At 46.9% G+C, this 13,452-nt stretch carries 19 protein-coding genes; 7 read left to right on the top strand and 12 right to left on the bottom strand.

The window, feature by feature from the left end:
* Nucleotides 1–10 precede the first annotated feature (10 nt).
* The 3 genes from GW579_RS04980 to GW579_RS04970 form a co-directional block, all read right to left on the bottom strand.
* Nucleotides 11–1,267 carry a glucosyl transferase gene (locus tag GW579_RS04980; protein ID WP_165057875.1) on the bottom strand — a complete coding sequence of 419 codons (1,257 nt, stop codon included), beginning with the start codon at nt 1,265–1,267 and terminating at the stop codon, nt 11–13.
* 105 nt (nt 1,268–1,372) lie between these two features.
* A complete protein-coding gene (locus tag GW579_RS04975) occupies nt 1,373–2,293 on the bottom strand; it encodes a glycosyltransferase family 2 protein (RefSeq protein WP_165057873.1) in 921 nt (306 codons plus the stop codon).
* The gene (locus GW579_RS04970) at nt 2,293–2,655 is read right to left on the bottom strand and encodes a GtrA family protein (RefSeq protein WP_165057871.1); all 363 of its coding nucleotides are present in this window, start codon (nt 2,653–2,655) and stop codon (nt 2,293–2,295) included. The genes GW579_RS04975 and GW579_RS04970 overlap by 1 nt, the downstream gene beginning before the upstream one ends.
* Nucleotides 2,656–3,315: 660 nt before the next feature.
* On the opposite strand from GW579_RS04970, the gene GW579_RS04965 reads away from it, so the two are divergent.
* Nucleotides 3,316–4,221, top strand: a complete 906-nt coding sequence (locus GW579_RS04965; RefSeq protein WP_165057869.1) for a bestrophin family protein — start codon at nt 3,316–3,318, stop codon at nt 4,219–4,221.
* 145 nt (nt 4,222–4,366) lie between these two features.
* On the top strand, nt 4,367–4,606 hold the full coding sequence (locus tag GW579_RS04960; RefSeq protein WP_152326977.1) for a hypothetical protein: 240 nt from the start codon (nt 4,367–4,369) through the stop codon (nt 4,604–4,606).
* A gap of 86 nt (nt 4,607–4,692) precedes the next feature.
* Here GW579_RS04960 and GW579_RS04955 read toward each other — a convergent pair whose 3' ends face one another.
* A complete protein-coding gene (locus GW579_RS04955; RefSeq protein ID WP_165057867.1) occupies nt 4,693–5,172 on the bottom strand; it encodes a GNAT family N-acetyltransferase in 480 nt (159 codons plus the stop codon).
* A 331-nt stretch (nt 5,173–5,503) separates the two neighbouring features.
* Here GW579_RS04955 and GW579_RS04950 point away from each other — a divergent pair, with 331 nt between their 5' ends.
* Entirely contained in the window at nt 5,504–5,677 is a 174-nt protein-coding gene (locus tag GW579_RS04950) for a hypothetical protein (RefSeq protein WP_165057865.1), read from the top strand.
* Nucleotides 5,678–5,740: 63 nt separating this feature from the next.
* On the opposite strand, the gene GW579_RS04945 is transcribed toward GW579_RS04950, so the two are convergent.
* A complete protein-coding gene (locus GW579_RS04945; RefSeq protein ID WP_152326979.1) occupies nt 5,741–5,941 on the bottom strand; it encodes a DUF7736 domain-containing protein in 201 nt (66 codons plus the stop codon).
* Between the two features lie 184 nt (nt 5,942–6,125).
* Between GW579_RS04945 and GW579_RS04940 the strand changes: the two genes are divergently transcribed.
* Nucleotides 6,126–6,395 carry a hypothetical protein gene (locus GW579_RS04940; RefSeq protein ID WP_165057863.1) on the top strand — a complete coding sequence of 90 codons (270 nt, stop codon included), beginning with the start codon at nt 6,126–6,128 and terminating at the stop codon, nt 6,393–6,395.
* A gap of 106 nt (nt 6,396–6,501) precedes the next feature.
* On the opposite strand, the gene GW579_RS04935 is transcribed toward GW579_RS04940, so the two are convergent.
* On the bottom strand, nt 6,502–6,777 hold the full coding sequence (locus GW579_RS04935; RefSeq protein ID WP_152326981.1) for a hypothetical protein: 276 nt from the start codon (nt 6,775–6,777) through the stop codon (nt 6,502–6,504).
* A 237-nt stretch (nt 6,778–7,014) separates the two neighbouring features.
* Entirely contained in the window at nt 7,015–7,440 is a 426-nt protein-coding gene (locus GW579_RS04930; RefSeq protein ID WP_165058721.1) for a DUF4186 domain-containing protein, read from the bottom strand.
* Nucleotides 7,441–7,580: 140 nt separating this feature from the next.
* On the opposite strand from GW579_RS04930, the gene GW579_RS04925 reads away from it, so the two are divergent.
* Nucleotides 7,581–7,835: a hypothetical protein gene (locus tag GW579_RS04925; RefSeq protein ID WP_152326982.1), complete on the top strand. Its 255-nt coding sequence runs from the start codon at nt 7,581–7,583 to the stop codon at nt 7,833–7,835.
* A 70-nt stretch (nt 7,836–7,905) separates the two neighbouring features.
* Entirely contained in the window at nt 7,906–8,064 is a 159-nt protein-coding gene (locus tag GW579_RS04920; RefSeq protein WP_152326983.1) for a YqaE/Pmp3 family membrane protein, read from the top strand.
* Between the two features lie 82 nt (nt 8,065–8,146).
* Here GW579_RS04920 and GW579_RS04915 read toward each other — a convergent pair whose 3' ends face one another.
* From GW579_RS04915 to fliD, 5 genes are all read right to left on the bottom strand, one after another.
* Nucleotides 8,147–8,323, bottom strand: coding sequence for a GhoT/OrtT family toxin (locus GW579_RS04915; RefSeq protein ID WP_095922224.1), 177 nt, complete (start codon nt 8,321–8,323; stop codon nt 8,147–8,149).
* A 111-nt stretch (nt 8,324–8,434) separates the two neighbouring features.
* A complete protein-coding gene (locus GW579_RS04910) occupies nt 8,435–9,172 on the bottom strand; it encodes a helix-turn-helix transcriptional regulator (protein WP_307803483.1) in 738 nt (245 codons plus the stop codon).
* Between the two features lie 328 nt (nt 9,173–9,500).
* Nucleotides 9,501–9,863, bottom strand: a complete 363-nt coding sequence (gene fliT / locus GW579_RS04905) for a flagella biosynthesis regulatory protein FliT (protein ID WP_152326985.1) — start codon at nt 9,861–9,863, stop codon at nt 9,501–9,503.
* On the bottom strand, nt 9,838–10,275 hold the full coding sequence (fliS, locus tag GW579_RS04900) for a flagellar export chaperone FliS (protein WP_152326986.1): 438 nt from the start codon (nt 10,273–10,275) through the stop codon (nt 9,838–9,840). The genes fliT and fliS overlap by 26 nt, the downstream gene beginning before the upstream one ends.
* A 14-nt stretch (nt 10,276–10,289) precedes the next feature.
* Nucleotides 10,290–11,717, bottom strand: a complete 1,428-nt coding sequence (gene fliD, locus GW579_RS04895) for a flagellar filament capping protein FliD (protein WP_152326987.1) — start codon at nt 11,715–11,717, stop codon at nt 10,290–10,292.
* 254 nt (nt 11,718–11,971) lie between these two features.
* Between fliD and GW579_RS04890 the strand changes: the two genes are divergently transcribed.
* On the top strand, nt 11,972–13,252 hold the full coding sequence (locus GW579_RS04890) for a FliC/FljB family flagellin (protein ID WP_152326988.1): 1,281 nt from the start codon (nt 11,972–11,974) through the stop codon (nt 13,250–13,252).
* The last annotated feature ends 200 nt before the right edge of the window (nt 13,253–13,452 follow it).

Below are 13,452 nucleotides of genomic sequence, written 5' to 3'. Positions count from 1 at the left end.
CCATTTATAGTTATTTCTTGATTAAATCAATACTCCACCCAGGTGGTGTTATTCTAATATTAATCGACTCGCCGATTGCAGCATTATTAAATTTTGCCACATCATCTTTATAACCTACATTTGGCAATGCTGGAATATTAAAGCTGATAAGTAAAAAAGGCGTTAAAGAAGCCAAAAAAAGCATCAGCACTATATTTTTATAAATACTTAGTTTATCTATTAAGAATAATACAAAAAGGAAGAAGCAAAAATTTGTTATAAAGAAATAGCGCTCGCCAACTCCAGGGGTTAATATAGGTGGCCACTGAGCCTCGGTAACACTAACCATGGGTTTGGCCAAAGCAAAGCCGATCATAACGATCGGGAAAATAGAAATAGCGCGGAATCTCCAACCTGAAGTAACGAAATTATAAAGTATTGTAACAGAAAGCAGAATGAAAATTGATGTTCTTAGCAGATGATTTTTGGTGAACTCGAAAGAAAATGTGTTATCAAAAAATGTACCAAAAAATAATTTAGCAGTAATTATGTGAGTAAAAAGGTCGAAGCTTGCACCTAAAGGCGCGGGAGACCGTGGACCACCTCCGGCAGTAAGAATCGAAAAAATTTGAATCAAACTACATGCTGCCATTGCAATATCAAAGGAGTTTATACCTTTTAATGCACCTATAAAACCTCCTCTCTCATAAAAACGCTTTATTATGAGGCAGGGTGCTAAGAAAACTACAAAAGGCCCGCTTAATCCACTTAATAATAAAACTAAAAAATCATGTATTTTTGAAGTTTGCGTTATTGGCGGCATCGCAATAATGACGGCTAACAAATACATTGATAAGTACCAGTGCACATTTGTGATATTGACAAAACCTTCGGCGACATTTGGCATAAGGATAAAGTAAATAACAGCTGCGACTCTGTACTTGATGTCTATGAAGCTAAATCTTCTTGAGAGAATGAATAAGAGGAAAAAAATCCGGATACTGATAGATATTACGTTGGAAACTAGGGGTGCTTTCCCAAGACCAAATGCCATCGCAATGCCATAGGTCAATCTTGGTATGGTTTGGAAATAACCATCTTGAGGTTTAAACAATGAATTTAAGAATCCGGTTTCATAAATACCCTTAATCCAAACTCTTCCATCTTCAGCCCATGGTTGCGCATTAAAAATGACATCCGGTCTTCTGGCGGCCATGAGCATGAAAATAAAGCAAAAAACCATAAACCAAAAAACGGCTTTTTCCGCTTTTCCAACTGAGTTCATCAAGTCTTTCCCACCTTTTTAACAATTTAAGATTGAGCAGTTTTCAAGGAATGAGAAAGATCTTCAATCGATTACTTCCTGCGATTAAAAATTTTTACATACGGATATTTATAGTTTATTTTTTTTAACTAAATATCTTGGACGCTGTTTCGTCTCTATATATATACGGCCAATATACTCTCCCAAAACTCCAATCCCGATAAGCTGGATACCACCAAGGAAAAGAATAGAAACGATGAGTGAGGGATAGCCACGAACAGCATTGCCCCAGATGAGAGTATCAATAATCAGCCAGGCACCGTAAAAGAAAGATATTCCTGCGATCGCTAAACCAAGATATGTCCAGACTCTCAACGGGAACGTAGAGAAACTGGTTATGCCTTCAAGCGCGAGGTTCCACAATTTCCAGCCATTAAATTTAGATGTGCCAGCAACACGCTCTGCGCGGGAATACTCGACCACCTCGGTTATTCCGCCGACCCAGCTTAATACCCCTTTCATAAAAAGATTACGTTCAGGTAATAATTTTATGTTCTCAACCACTTCACGGGACATTAAACGAAAGTCTCCCACGTTTTCTTCAATTTTAGGATTGCTGATTTGATTGTGCAGTTTATAGAACATTTCTGCTGATTTACGCTTAAGATGGCCGTCAGTTGAGCGGTCAGTACGCTTTGCGAGCACCATATCAGCACCGGTTTTCCATTTTTCGATAAGACGCGGGATCACATCAATCGGGTCCTGCAGATCCACATCAATAGGGATAACGGCATCACCTTTGGCATGCTCAAGTCCTGCAAATAAAGCGGGTTCTTTACCAAAGTTGCGTGAGAAATTAATTGCCTGCACTCTATCATCAGATAACGCCAGGGCATTAATTATCGCCTCTGTTGAATCTTTGCTGCCGTCGTTGATGAAGACCATCTCCACGTCATATTCTTTCAGTCCTTCAAACTCGCGCACGGTCTTGTAAAAAATTGGTATTGTGTCTTCTTCATTGAAGACTGGAATGACCAGAGAAATTTTCATTATTGTTTTTCCCGAAATACAACATAATTTGAATAGATGAAACCGACAAAAAGGCTTATTGCGGAAAACGTAACTAACGTAATTACAGGATTCAGGCCAATCTTGTCGGCCATATAACCACAAGCCAGCGCAAGAACTCCCATGAAGCCTACATACATGAAATACCGCATAGCGGTATGGTCACTTTTGAAAGTCCAGCGTGCATTGGCGAAGAAGCTAAATGTAACTGCTACACAGAAGCCAGCGAAGTTACTGATCATTTGATCATGACTGAACGAATAGTAAACTGCCGCAAAAGTCACCCAGTGGAGAAGGGTGTTGAAACCGCCGACAACAGCATATTTGGCTAACGTTTTAAACATGTTGGAGCATTCTCAAAAAGACAGATGCTGGATCCTAACATTTGTTCGCATGAAGGCAAGAACAGTAAAGATTTGTATGCCACTTTTAGGCCACTCAAGTTCTGGCCAAGGCATGCTGGAAAAGGCTTACCGTAAATGAGAAGAAAAAACAACAGAATCAGGCAGGGAAATTTTCAAAGCTAAAAATTATAAAAACAATCAGTAGTCAGTAGTTGTCCTCAGCGTCTTTGGCCGCTGATTTCATTACTCTCCACGCTACCAGCGCGGCCAGCAAAATAAAGATAACCAGAGTAATTAGTAAAATTGTCAAAGCCCTAATCCTTCAATCTATGTGGAAGGTTGTAATGGGACCGTCGCCATTTGCTGAACTGATGATCACACTAAAGCGGCAGATAAAGAGCTACAACGTTAAATGACATCATTCAGGGAACAGAATACTTTCGGCTCAATACTATTATCGGCAGGATTTAACCACAACGTGAGGGAGCTGGAATAATTGTTGCAAATTGTTTAGTTACGTTATTATTACAATGTAATGGAATGTAAGGGTTTTCAAGAAAAAATGTTACCGGTGTCACAAAATTGTCCTTTGCATGTGCAGGTTTATTTGCAAGAATCGCAAAAAAAATCGCTTCACCTGCAAAAGCACCTCCATAAAAAATGATAATCCGTCCTCCGCGTCACTGGTTCTTGCGTTTGTTCGCCTGGCATGGCTCTGTGCTGCCCAGCATTATGTTCCGCCTCAGTCTGAATTTATTGATGTCGCTCGCCGCCATTCTCAGCCTTCCCTGGTATGAGACGCTTGGCGTTAAGCTCACGCTGGCGCCGTTCAGCTTGCTGGGGGTGTCGATTGCGATCTTCCTCGGTTTTCGGAACAGCGTGGCGTATTCGCGCTACACCGAAGCGCGTCAGCTGTGGGGCGGGTTACTGATTGCCTGTCGTACGTTACAAAGTCAGGTAATGGCGGTGTGTCCGGGCGAAGCGCAGCGCGTGACGACGCTGTTGCTGGCGTTCTGTTACAGCCTCAAACATCAGCTGCGCCACAGCGAGCCGCGGCCTGATCTCGAACGTCTGTTAGGGGAAGATGCGGAAGATATTCTGTCACGCCGCGCGCCGACCAATATGGTGCAGCTGCGGATGTCACAGTGGCTTGCTGAACGGCGCCGCAGCGGGGATTTGTCGGATATCGTCTACACCCACATGGACACCACGCTGTTGCAACTTTCGCAGGTCGTCGGCGGGTGTGAGCGTATTGTCAGCATGCCGATCCCGTTTGCTTACGGGCTTTTACTGCACCGAACGGTCTATCTGTTCTGTAGCTTATTGCCGTTCGCGCTGGTGGTGGATTTGCATTACATGACGCTGCTGGTTTCAGGTTTTATTTCGTACAGTTTCCTGTCGCTCGATACGCTGGCGGAAGAGCTGGAAATGCCTTTCGGCTATGCCAATAACCATCTGCCGATGGACGCGATGTGTACCAATATCGAAATTAACCTGCGCGAGATGAACAACCAGACGCAGTTGCCGGATACCCCGATGCCTGATCGCCATTACCGTCTTTCCTGAGTTTTGAACAGGCGCACGAAATGGACATTTTGTGCGCTAAAACGTAGCACTATTCTGAAGGTTCACGATACTGTCATAATGATGAAACAAAAGTGAAATAGGATATTGGGGCAAATACAACTCCCTCCATTCTCACGAGGTATTTATGTCAGTCGTTCAGGCCAAATCATTAATCGAAGCCGAAGAGCTGCTTAATTCCGGTATGGTGAAAAAAGTCGAACTGGCTTTTAGTATTAACAGTGATGAGTTTTTCAAACTTGCGCTGGAATGTGGCGACCGCGGTGCCAAGATCACAAAAGGCAAAAAATTCTTCGTTATCACCCTGAAAAAATGGGTTATTCCTTCCAATGAAATTCCTGCATCGAAAAGCAATGTCCTGATGTAATCTGCTTCTCGCGTCTCCATAACCCTGTCACGAGGCAGCGTTATGGAGATATTTTTCTGCATTTCTCCCGGCATTTTCGCACCGTATCAGGCCACCGATTTCATCATATACACGCTAAGCGGATCCGGTGAGATACGATAATCGCCAAACGCTTCTGTGCGCGCGTATCCCAGCTTTTCATACAGGGTGATGGCTTTTTCCTGAAACACGCCGGTTTCTAAAAACAAATCCCGATAGCCCAATGTTTTCAGTTTGCTTTCCATTGCATCAACCAGCAGTGAAGCAATACCCTGACCGCGGTACAGCGGATTCACGTAGACCCGTTTCATCTCAGCAATCGGTTTTTCATGCCCTTCAGGCCGCGAAATATACAGACATGCGCATCCTGCCCAGTCATCGTCTACCCGCGCCATAAAACAGAAAATTTCACCGTCTTCGAGCGTGGAGACGTTAATTCCCTGAAAGGATTCCGGCGGGTAGAGCGGGTATTGATAAGCATCCAGCTCTGCAATCAGCCGTGTCAGATGCGGATGATTCGCATCGGTTTCAAAAATCTGGGCACTCACAGCTCGGGCTCTCAATGCAACAAAATGGATTCATATTCTTAACCGAAATTACATCGAAAACAAGCGGCTGGGGGAGTGCAGCGAAGCCTGTATCCGGCATTTGCCCCGGAAGAGTGTAAAAATTGATGACGTCTTGTGCATGTCTGTCAGAGTTGTCTGATTTGATCAAATATTGATCTTTTTATCGCGTATCTGTACTTCTTTTATGCAACATTTATCGGGAGTGATTAATGTATGTAATGAAATCACTCGGTGTGATTAATAGTTGATGTATGATTACTTCTGTAGGTAAAGCAGTACATTATAAGAGCATGATTGAAAGGATAAAATTATGGCTGTCTATCCTGTTGGCGTTTTTGTCACGCTTACTTTTACACCAGGTTTGTTTGAAGTTATCGCTGTTCTGGATGAGGTAACGCCGGTGCAGTATCAGGTTATTAATGTGGAAACGGGAAATGTGATCCGGGTGAATGAGAATTTCATCCGCGGAATTGTCAAACCGTAGTCACGCGGGTTAAGTCAGGTATCAGGCCGGCAGAGGATACTCCTTTGGCCGGCCTTCTTGTTATCAGTCTGGCATTAAATTGTTAAAATCGTCCTCATAGAGCGCCCGACATTCCTCAATAAATTCCGGGTATCCTAATTCTGACGTCTGAACTTCCCGCCCCAGTCGTTTTTGCAAGTCTTCGTGAAATCCTTCGAATTCGCCATGCAGGATCCCGGTAAATCCGGTCAGGATAATGCATTGCTCTGGCGTTAATTTTTTCACGGTGGATCCTTATCAATGGTGTAGAACTGCGTTTTTATGCGGCAACGCGGGGACAACAGCGGTGTACGAAACGTCGTTCATAAAAAAATGCGTAAAGAGAGAAGTGCTTCACGCCGGTATCCGGCAGGACGCGGCAACATATTCTATCCTGTAATTAATCCCACTGGAAAACAAGGAGTCACCTATGGATCAGGATCTGTTTGAACAGGCACCACTGCCGCTGCTTACCCGGTTTCAGGTGGGCGATCGTGTAAAATTACTCACTTTCCCGGTGGGCGTTCATCCGGCCAGTTATCAGCTGGATGTGGCGATTACGCAAATTCAGGACGGAGAATTTGAAGGGGAGATTGTCAGTATCGCGCCGCTCGGACGTTTAGGGCACCACGAAGCGCATTTCACGATCGGTGGGCACGTCGCCTTTTACGCCCGAAACATTCAGGGCATGGCCGCCTGAATTCATGGGCTGAATGTCTGACGGCCGAAAACCCTCAGAAAGCAAAAACCCCGCTTAAAAGGGCGGGGTTCGTTTACGATCGTACTTTTCGATATACTTTTGTTTCTTACATCATCGGCTTAACGTGTTTGGTGAGCGCCTGGGTGGTCAGTTCATCGGCCTGAATTTTCGAACAATTTCCGCAATAACCGACCAGATACCAGTTTCCGTCAGCCCCTTTTTCAGGCTTCACTTTATAGCGCTCGTTCTGTTTACCGTAAAATTCACGTTCTGCACTTTGTGATGCATCTTCCCAAAAACACAACGAAAACTGATGTTGTTTATCAACATGACGTTGTCCGTTGCGGCTTCCACCTATCAATAAATAATGATACTCAGACATGCATCCTCCTTTTCCCAATGGGGGGTAATAATCCTCACTACAGTGTAAAACTCATTTCACCTGGAAAACTCACCCGAAAGACTGCACAAGAAGACAACAAAAGGGCGCGCAAAGGCTGCCCGGCAGAAAACTGTCTTATTCCTTAAAATTATAGAGTACAGACGCAGCAGGGTACTTAAATCCTGAAAAACTGTGACTACTGTCACTCTTTATTTTTTTACCACTGTGATGCGCTTCTTACAATAAATCCATTTGTTGTGGGTCAGAATTTTTTGGTTTTGCTTTCCGCGGTTTAGCGGCTGGCGCGGCCCGCTGCATTTCCTGATGTATCCAGTGCAGGATCACTGCAACCGTATAATCCTGCTGCGTTTGTGTCATCTCAGCGTGTGCCGCAATACGATGCCATTTTTCCAGACATCCGCGACAGCAGGTGGCGGTGGCGTGCTGGGCGATAAACACCGGATGGCCGCGCATCGGCGTCTGCCTGCCGTCGGCCTGAGGTTCCGCAGGCGCGAGCCGCCGGCTAATGAAATCGGCGGCGTGCTGCGCTACGGTATCAGGCCCGTGACTCATACAATATTCGTATTCTTTCGGGCCAAGATGAAAGCGCTGGCGAAAGGGGGAAGACGCCAGACGCTGAAAAACGTCGTCGGTTGAAAACATAGTGATGGTGTCCATGCGCAGGTTAGACGCAGAAATAGCGGGTGTTTTAGCATCAGCTGTCGGCTTTGACCGAACTGTTGCCATGCTAGTCTGGTTTTAATGACTTTCCCACCGACTTTTCACGACAGCAGGAACACGCTATGGCAGAAAAACAGGTAGTCGATTTAGTGATGTCGGTTAACAAACATGCCGAAGAAACTGCCATGCAACATCTGATGCTGCGCAATTTTATCATCGTGATGTGCCGCAATATGACGGACGAGCAAAAAACGCAGGTGAGATGGCAGATGCGCCAGATCCATCAGATAACCGATGCCGAGTACCGCGCAGGCGATGTCGAATTGCTCGATAAAGTGCGTCGAGACGTGGAAATTATGCTGGACCTGATCAATTAAGTTTCATCTGATAGGCGGCTTTGTTTCCCTGAACTATCATTAACTCAATGATAACCAAAGGGAGATGAACATGGGATTCTGGAGAGTTTTGATCACCATCCTGGTACCGCCGTTGGGCGTGCTAATTGGTAACGGATTTGGCGGTGCTTTTTTGCTGAATATCATCCTGACACTGTGCGGTTATCTGCCGGGTCTGATCCACGGCTTTTGGGTGCAAACCCGCAATTAGCAGCAACGTAAACAGTAGCAACAACAGTTGTACAGAACCCGGCCTGAAAGCCGGGTTTTTTAATGAGCGCAGTTTTACAGCGTCAGAACAGAGAGAAGAGCAGAACGACGGGAAGGCTCATCGGCCAGGTAAACCCGATAATGCCGGACGTTAACAAGCGTATTTTAATCGTGTCGCGGCTCACGAGAAGCGTCACCAGTGCCGCAATACCCAATCCACCCCAATAAATCGTTTTAATCACTTCCCACCAAACGTGCACTGCCAACCCCTGATCACCCGTAAATTAACGGCGTGTATGATATTCGGTTAACATCTGGTAATCAATTATTGTGTGATGTTACTCATGATTTAGCATTGTAGTGCTTAGGGGTTAGTTGTTATAAGTCATCGTTTGTGCTGAGAGGGGGCGCATATGCCCGCGGATCGCGGTAGGTGCGAAGCCAAAACGCTTCCGGAAACGTTCCGCAAAACGGGAGCCACTTTCGTAACCGACCTGATGGGCAATGTTGGAAATCGCCAGATCGGTGCATTGCAGTAACCGCAGCGCCTGTGTCATACGGACATCTATCATCAGATTGCGCAGGACACAATCCTCGGCCGCCAGCCGGCGGCGAAGCATCACTTCATTCATCATCAGCTGTTCCGCCACTTCCGCGGCGGTAAACGATTTATGCAGATTATCTGTCAGCAATTCGCGCACACGTTGTGTCATGCTCTCGCTGTGTTGCAGCGAATAACGCACACCCAGATGCGACAGCCAGAGCAATTGTTCCAGCATACGATGGCGGGTAATGGGCGCGGGCAGGCCGTGATGCCAGAGAATGGCGCTGTGGGTATCGGTAAAACTCTGTTTAAAAGCCACCGGGATATGCGGAATAACCTGTAGCGTTTCAACGGAAAGCAGTGGGGCTGAAAAGCCCGTGGCATGGAGCCCCGCATCACTGAGCAACTGGTGATCCCAGGCCATAATGGCGCAGCTGAAAGGGCCATTGTCTGAGAGATGGTGGGTGAGACTCAACGTTTGTCCACTGTTGAGCACCAGCATTTCCCCCGCCTGTAGCGAGAATCGCTGTTCCTGGTTAGTAATAGAAAGACTTCCATTCTGCACGAGGATTAATTGCGGCTTATTAATATAGACATCGTGAATAAAAAGCTCACTATGCTGAATAAGTAGCGAAATAGTGCCTATCCCTGGAGTCACTTTTATTTTACGAACCATATCGATGATGCCCGAAATGACGACCGCAACCTGTTGTTTGCTGCCTGATATAAAACTTCCCGCTTATGCCAATACAAACAGGCTGCCGGTTTAGGCGAGTGTTACGGAAGGAGACAGAGAGAATCAGCCCTGGTAGCCGTATGCTCTCTGCCCCTGAAACCTTATTTTTGCACAAGAAATATTGGAAAAAAATAAATCAAAAGAAGTACTTTAATAATTATTGGTGATCGCCAAAAGCAATCGAACGGAGATCAATTTTTCCGTACGTCGTGTTCACTTGTTGTTGTCGGGACGACTGACCAATCAGCTGGGTGAGCGTATTCATCCGAGCCTGTAATAACGTTTTAATCAAATTTTCATTGTCGAGAATGATACGTAAATAACGGCGAATATCATTCTGAACCATTATCGAGGTCTGTTCTGACATCGGTAATTTGGTGGTCGCTTCCACGGCTTTCACATAACTGACTTCGAGCTCGACCAGCTCATCCCATTTTTCATCTTGCGCCAGCCGCAACATCTGCTCGCTTAAAGACAGGATCAGTTGATATTCATTAACCAGATACTGATGTTGATCCATTATATTGGTCCTGCGACGGGTGGTGGTTTGGGCCGATTTGCCGCCAGGCATCGGCGATATTTTCAAGCAAGGCCAACACCTCGGTGATGGCCTCTTGATCGTTGTGTAAATTTGCATGTAATAAACGGCGGACCATATAGGAATAAAGCGCTTCCAGGTTATCCACTAATTCCGGGTCCCCTTTATCACGGCTTAATCCGGCTTTTAATCCGCTGTCGATAATATTAATCGCCATGGACAGGGATTTGCCTTTTTCGGCAATGCTTCCCTGTTGAATGAATATGCGTGCACGGATCAGGGCGCTGCGCGCCCCGTCAAATAACATCGTGACTAACTGGTAAGGCGACGCACTCATGACTGCGCTTTCTACGCCAACCTGGGCGTAGGCCTGTGTTCCTTTAGCGTTATACATAATCTGTTTCCTTACTAGCTTGAACTTGATGAGGACATGGCTTCGAACTGCTGCGTCAGGTATGTCGCCGTGCTGTTGAGCTTTTGAATCGAAACATCAAGTGCAGTGAATTGCGTTTTGTAACGGGCGATGGTGGTGTTGATGCTGTCATTCACCTTGTTGTACTGATCGGTCAGTCCTTTCAGGGTGGTGTTAACCGCCGTTTCTGCGTTAGCAATCGTGCCGTTGGTACTGTTCAGGAACCCGGTATTCAGGTTGCTGATATTGGTCATCACGCCAGTGGTTTTACCGTCGCCGACCATCATGGTCTGCACTGCATTCGGATTACTGGTCAGCGCGGTGCTCAGTTTGGTGCTGTCAATTTCCAGTTTGCCGGTATCCGGGTCGGTCGTAATGCCGATGCTGGATAAAGAGCTGATCGTGCCGGAACCTGATGCTGCAGTGACGGCGGATTTCAGACGCGTCTGAATAGTGCGCAGCGCACTGTCACCCAGTAATGCACCGTTGGTGCTGTCAGCCGTATCAGTATTCGTCGCGGTCGCGGTGAACTTAGTCAGACTGGCGAACGTGTCCTGTAATGAGTTGTAGGCATCAACGAAAGTCTGAATGGCCGTCGTGGCTGTACTGGTATCTTTCGCTACTGTCAGGCTGGCCGCGGTGGAAGTAGTTCCCGTCAGATTTAAGGTGATCCCATCCTGTGCGTCGCTGATGGTGTTGCTCTGACGCTCCAGATCGATGCCGTTGAACGTCAGCTTGGCATTCATTGCCTCAGCATTTTGCGTCATCGCACCCGTGCCGGTAGAAGAGTCATAACCAATAATGTTATTGAGCTGGTCATCACCGGTCACGCTGACGGTCATCTCAGAATTGGTGCCGGTATTGTTGGCGCTCAACACCAGCTTGTAGCTGCTGTCGGTCACTTTAACGATACTCGCCGTGACGCCGCCGCCGGCTTTATTGATTGCATCGCGAACGCCGGTCAGTGAAGTCTGATCGTCCGTCAGTTTAATGCTCAGCGGAGTACTGCCGTCGCCCTGGCTGATGGTCAGCGTGCGCGAGTTACCGGTAGTGGTTGAGCCTAATGCTGCCGTACTGCTGCTTTGCGTGGCAGAGATTAAAGATTGAGATGCCGCCAGCTGTGTCACGTTAACGGAATATTTACCTGCCGCCGCGCCGGTGCTGGTGGTCGCGCTGAATGCCGAGGTGTTGTTAGACGTTGCCGTCGTCGCGCCGTAAGTATTGGTAGACGACAATGCCGTCGCCGCATCGGCAAAGGTTTGTACTGCGCTTTTCAGCGTGCCGTAAGCGGTCAGCTGAGCACTGTAACTGGTCTGTGCCGTGGTGATTGGCGTGAGACGCGCCTTTTCTGCGGTGGTCAGGTTATCCAGCAAAGTGGAGAGATCTAAACCTGAGCCGATACCTAATGAAGAGACAGTGGCCATATGTATCCTTGTACGGGTTGTATAAGAGTCTTTAAGCCCTATCGGCACGACGGAGAAAAAGTTTAATAGATCGCAACAAAAAGTAATGGCGTGAATAGGCGGTATAAGGAAGGGTAATTCTCAAAGTAAGAAATCGACGTTTTTTGAGAAATAATTCTAAAGGTTGCGGGAGTAGCGCCGATACAAGTTTGGACGGTGATGAACGCCGTGGGCAATAAGCCCGAACCCTTAACCAGATTTGAAGGAATACACTCATGGCTCAAGTTATCAATACCAACACGCTGTCTCTGATGACTCAGAACAACCTGAACAAATCCCAGTCCGCTCTGAGCACCGCTATCGAGCGTCTGTCCTCCGGTCTGCGTATCAACAGCGCAAAAGACGATGCTGCTGGTCAGGCGATTGCTAACCGCTTCACGTCTAACATCAACGGTCTGACTCAGGCTTCACGTAACGCCAACGACGGTATCTCCGTTGCGCAGACCACTGAAGGTTCACTGAGCGAAATCAACAACAACTTACAGCGTATCCGTGAGCTGTCAGTTCAGGCTGCCAACGGCACCAACTCATCTTCTGACCTGACCTCAATCCAGGACGAAATCACTTCACGTCTGTCTGAAATCGACCGCGTATCTGGTCAGACTCAGTTCAACGGCGTGAACGTACTGGCTTCTAACCAGACGATGAAAATTCAGGTTGGCGCAAACGACGGCCAGACTATCTCCATCGACCTGCAAAAAATCGACTCTACTACTCTGGGTCTGAACGGTTTCTCTGTATCAAGCAACGCTCTGAAAACCAGCGATGCTATCACTCAGGTTGGCGCAAGCGGCTCCCTGAAAAACGTTGACCTGTCTGCAGCTGCCACTTCTCTGGGCCTGGACGCAAGCAAACTGTCTCTGAAAAACGTTCAGACAGCAGCAGGCGCAGCCACTGCAACTTACGTTGTTTCTGATGGTACTAATAACTACGCAGCCTCTGTAGATGACGCTACTGGTGCTGTAACTCTGAACACCACTGACGTTTCTTACACTGACACTGACAACGGTGTTACTGCAGGTACTCAGACTGGCAAACTGGTTAAAGTTGGCGCAGACGCGACTGGCGCAGCAGTAGGTTACGTGACCGTTCAGGGTAAAGACTACAAAACTGCAGCAGGCGCTATCACTGACGGCGGCGCTACTGGTACTGCTAACGTGGCAAGCACCATCGGTGACATCTCTGATACAGCTAACACCAACGCTTACACCGGTGTGGCAACTTCTGATCCACTGAAAGCAATTGACGCTGCAATCGCTAAAGTTGACACCTTCCGTTCTTCACTGGGTGCGGTTCAGAACCGTTTCGATTCTGCAATCACCAACCTGGACAACACCACCACTAACCTGTCTTCTGCACAGAGCCGTATTCAGGATGCTGACTACGCAACTGAAGTTTCTGCAATGTCTAAAGCACAGATCTTGCAGCAGGCGGGTACTTCAGTATTGTCTAAAGCTAACCAGGTTCCTCAGTCTGTACTGTCCCTGCTGCAATAATTGTCGCTGGCGACAATATAAGCAGTCCGGTTACAAACAGAACAAACCCCGCTCCGGCGGGGTTTTTTTTAACCAAAATTTACCTTTTTCCACGATTAATGAAACGCATTCGCTGGTATAATTTAGGATAATCTTTATGTTGTGATTGTTTTTTAGGCGATTGCAATCCTGGTAATCCTGCGGGTCTGAAACAGAAAGTG

Origin of the sequence: Rahnella contaminans (genome assembly GCF_011065485.1) — a bacterium.
In the GTDB taxonomy this organism is placed as follows: Bacteria; Pseudomonadota; Gammaproteobacteria; order Enterobacterales; family Enterobacteriaceae; genus Rahnella; species Rahnella contaminans.
This window is presented reverse-complemented; position numbering and strand designations above follow the sequence as displayed.

Excerpts from the sequence above, each read along its gene's own strand:
- GW579_RS04975 (WP_165057873.1), bottom strand. The coding sequence starts at position 2,293 with ATGAAAATTTCTCTGGTCATTCCAGTCTTCAATGAAGAAGACACAATA.
- GW579_RS04970 (WP_165057871.1), bottom strand. The coding sequence starts at position 2,655 with ATGTTTAAAACGTTAGCCAAATATGCTGTTGTCGGCGGTTTCAACACC.
- GW579_RS04965 (WP_165057869.1), top strand. The coding sequence starts at position 3,316 with ATGATAATCCGTCCTCCGCGTCACTGGTTCTTGCGTTTGTTCGCCTGG.
- GW579_RS04960 (WP_152326977.1), top strand. The coding sequence starts at position 4,367 with ATGTCAGTCGTTCAGGCCAAATCATTAATCGAAGCCGAAGAGCTGCTT.
- GW579_RS04950 (WP_165057865.1), top strand. The coding sequence starts at position 5,504 with ATGGCTGTCTATCCTGTTGGCGTTTTTGTCACGCTTACTTTTACACCA.
- GW579_RS04940 (WP_165057863.1), top strand. The coding sequence starts at position 6,126 with ATGGATCAGGATCTGTTTGAACAGGCACCACTGCCGCTGCTTACCCGG.
- GW579_RS04935 (WP_152326981.1), bottom strand. The coding sequence starts at position 6,777 with ATGTCTGAGTATCATTATTTATTGATAGGTGGAAGCCGCAACGGACAA.
- GW579_RS04930 (WP_165058721.1), bottom strand. The coding sequence starts at position 7,440 with ATGTTTTCAACCGACGACGTTTTTCAGCGTCTGGCGTCTTCCCCCTTT.
- GW579_RS04925 (WP_152326982.1), top strand. The coding sequence starts at position 7,581 with ATGGCAGAAAAACAGGTAGTCGATTTAGTGATGTCGGTTAACAAACAT.
- GW579_RS04920 (WP_152326983.1), top strand. The coding sequence starts at position 7,906 with ATGGGATTCTGGAGAGTTTTGATCACCATCCTGGTACCGCCGTTGGGC.
- fliT (WP_152326985.1), bottom strand. The coding sequence starts at position 9,863 with ATGGATCAACATCAGTATCTGGTTAATGAATATCAACTGATCCTGTCT.
- fliS (WP_152326986.1), bottom strand. The coding sequence starts at position 10,275 with ATGTATAACGCTAAAGGAACACAGGCCTACGCCCAGGTTGGCGTAGAA.
- fliD (WP_152326987.1), bottom strand. The coding sequence starts at position 11,717 with ATGGCCACTGTCTCTTCATTAGGTATCGGCTCAGGTTTAGATCTCTCC.
- GW579_RS04890 (WP_152326988.1), top strand. The coding sequence starts at position 11,972 with ATGGCTCAAGTTATCAATACCAACACGCTGTCTCTGATGACTCAGAAC.